Origin of the sequence: Microbacterium sp. K41, assembly GCF_004794395.1 — a bacterium.
GTDB lineage: Bacteria > Actinomycetota > Actinomycetes > Actinomycetales > Microbacteriaceae > Microbacterium > Microbacterium sufflavum.
The window spans coordinates 1-1,953 of record NZ_SSDO01000012.1 but is presented as its reverse complement, the minus strand read 5'-3'; the positions used below and the strand labels follow the sequence as shown (position 1 = coordinate 1,953).

2 protein-coding genes are annotated in these 1,953 nt (G+C 75.1%); one reads left to right on the top strand and one right to left on the bottom strand.

Features of this window, described 5'->3' with window-relative positions; all coding sequences use genetic code 11:
* A partial coding sequence (locus DW309_RS00095) for an ROK family protein (RefSeq protein ID WP_136044167.1) occupies window positions 1-1,107 on the bottom strand: 1,107 nt, incomplete at its 3' end.
* Window positions 1,108-1,225: 118 nt separating this feature from the next.
* On the opposite strand from DW309_RS00095, the gene DW309_RS00090 reads away from it, so the two are divergent.
* Window positions 1,226-1,953: ROK family transcriptional regulator (locus tag DW309_RS00090; protein WP_136044166.1), on the top strand; the 728-nt coding region annotated here is incomplete at its 3' end.

The window sequence follows — 1,953 nt, the reverse complement described above, 5'->3', positions numbered from 1 at the left end:
GGCGGTGAGCGCGGCCTGCGCGGCACCGGCGGAGAGCGGGACCCGGGGGTCGGCGTAGCGGATGGGCGGCTGCTGGGTGCCCCGCGCCGGATAGCCGGACTCCTCCCGCACGCGCTCCAGGAACCGGGGTCCCAGCTCGGTCGCCGGTCCGCCGATCACGACCTCGATCGGGTCGAGCAGGGCGCTGATCAGCTTGACCGCACGGGCGAGCGCACGGGCACCCTCGTCGATCTGCCCCTGGTCGGCGCGGGCGACGAGGGCGCGCACGGCCGGGAGGTCGAGCTCGTCGGTGAAGTCCTCGCCCAGCATGGGCCCGAGCGCGGCGGCGGACTCCAGGCACCCGCGCTGGCCGCACCGGCACGGGCGCGCGGCGTCTCCGAACACGACCTGCACGTGCCCGATCTCGCCCGCACGGTCGCGCGGCCCCGGGGCGAGCTCGCCGTCGAGGGTGACCGCCGCACCGACTCCGCCGCCGAGGTGCACGAACAGCCGGTAGCCCGACGGCGTCTCGTCCATCCCGGCCTCGGCGATGGCCTCCGCGTCGACGTCGTTGAGCAGCAGCACGGGCGCGCCCGCGATGGCCTCGAACCGCTCGGCCAGCGGCACGTCCTGCCACTCGAGCTGCACGCTCTCCAGCACGGTCCGCCCGTCGGTGGTGCCGGGCAGCTGCACGCCGACGGCGAGGAGCCGGGCGCCGAAGCGGGCCGCCGCCTCGGCCACCGTGTCGTCGAGCACGCGGTCGCGCGTCGCGGGGGTGTAGGCGACCGTGCGTGCGTCGAGCGCGGTCCCGTCGAGCGCGACGAGGGCGACGTGCGCGCTGGTGGGCTGCACGACGAGCACGAGGATCAGGTGGTGGGCGCCGTCGACGCTCAGGGTGGTGGCGCGTTTGCCGCCGGTGCTGACGGCCTGCTCGCCCTCGACCACCAGCCGGCTGTCGATCAGCTCGGCGACGAGCGAGGAGGAGGTGGCGGCGGTGAGCCCGGTCGCCCGGGCGATGCCGGCGCGGGTCTGGGTGCCAGACGCCTGGAACACGAGCTGCAGGGCTCGGCGCAGGTTCGCACGGCGGACGGCGGCCTGGGTGTCCAGCGCGTCGTCGGTGGTGAACATGCTCACGGTCCCCCGGGGGTGGGTGCGGTGATTGACAGCGCGCACGGCGCTCCGTACGCTCGACCCAGTTAGTTTATTCATTAAACTTAGTCGTCCGGGCGGAGCGGGGAGGAACGACGTGCACTACCCCCAGATCCTAGAGCGCCCCGGCGACCGGGCACGAGTCTCGGCGCCCACCCACGCTCGCGCCATCCGTGTACGCAACCGCGCCCTCGTGCTGCGCACCCTCATGGAGCACGCGGCGGCGAGCCGCGCCGACCTGTCCCGCCTCACCGGGCTCGCCCGGCCCACGATCTCCGAGGTCGTGCGCGACCTGCTCGACGACGGCGTGATCCGCGAGAGCGGCATGAGCCAGGACGCCCGTCCGGGGAAGCCGGCCGTCATGCTCGAGTTCGACCAGCGCGCCGTGCAGGTGATCGCCCTCGACCTCAGCACTCCCGGACGGATCACCGGCGCCCTCGCGACCCCCGACGGCCGCATCGACCACCGTGCCGACCTCGCGCTGGACGACGCGGATCCGGCCACCGCGATCGCCGCCCTCGCCGTCGACCTGGCGGGGCGTGCGAGCAGCGCCCCGCTCGGCATCGGCATCGGCGCCCCGTCCGGATCGCCCGCTCTCCTCGGCCTCGGGCCGCGTCTGGCCGACGACCTCGCCCTGCCCGTGCACGTGTTCGACGACGCCGACCTGGTCGCCGACGCGGAGCTGCGGTTCGGCGCGGTCGGCACCGACTTCCTGCTCGTGCGCCTCGGCGGTCGCATCGGCACCGCGATCCGGGTGGTGGGCGACGACGGCGCGCCCGTCGAGCGGTCGATCGGCGCCCGCGAGCTCGCCCACGTCGTCGCCGG